Origin of the sequence: Schnuerera sp. xch1 (assembly GCF_019931165.1) — a bacterium.
GTDB lineage: Bacteria > Bacillota > Clostridia > Tissierellales > Tepidimicrobiaceae > JAIOUP01.
Map to the genome: position 1 here is coordinate 1 of NZ_JAIOUP010000041.1, position 920 is coordinate 920.

Annotated in this window: 1 protein-coding gene; it reads right to left on the bottom strand. The window is 48.4% G+C overall.

The features are described from left to right. Positions 1 to 920 (bottom strand): mucin-binding protein (locus tag K8M07_RS12525; protein WP_223379448.1); only part of this gene is annotated, 920 nt, incomplete at both ends.

Consider the following 920-nt stretch of genomic DNA (forward strand, 5'->3'; position numbering starts at 1 on the left):
TGTGAAGTTGACAGAATCAGTGTGCGGCTTGGCCACTACGTGTCCAGTCTGATCAACATAACTGACGGTCTCATGGACCGTCTTATCATAGTTGGTGCGAGTTGGCCACTTTGGTCCATCTGGTTCATCTGGATGGATTGGCGCTCCCGGTGTCTGTGGATCCGTTGGATTCACTGGCGTCAGCTGATGCTTCAAGTGAACCGTGAAGTTCTGAGCAGTTTTGTCATCATTGTCGAATGTCAAATCTGCTGGATAGCCATCAGTAACTAACTCATACCCGTGTTTCTTATAATCCGCAATGCTGCCACTGGTACTATAACTGGATTTCGAGCCCGTTGTTCCTGAAATTGAATCCGTCTTTAAAGTTTTGCCGGTCGTATCATCAACGTAGCTGACACTACCTTTTTGCTGATCTGCGGTATAGGTGATCGTTGTATCTTTCGTCGGATCACTTGGCTGATAACGGCTACCGGGTGTCAAAACATGACCTTCTGGATCATGTGCTGTATAACCTGGTACCGTCGGTACACCGGCTGGTGTAACCTTCGTCGCATCACGTGGGTCATTTGGATAGACTACTCTTGGTACTCTAGGGAAGTTCCCATCACTTGAGCTTGGTACCAATGATCCGACTTTCGTGTATGTCACGGTCTCATTAACATCTGCTGAATCGGCATTCAGGTCAGTTACGACAGCTGTCTGCGCTTTATCAGCTACAGATCCCGACACCACTGGACTAACAACGGCATCAAAGGTTGTATCACCATTTGTCGCTGTCCAGGCGGTTGTTCCAGCACCACTCGTAATCACTTCACCAGTAACGTTATCGACAACGACGGTTCGTGTGAAGTTGACAGAATCAGTGTGCGGCTTGGCCACTACGTGTCCAGTCTGATCAACATAACTGACGGTCTCATGGA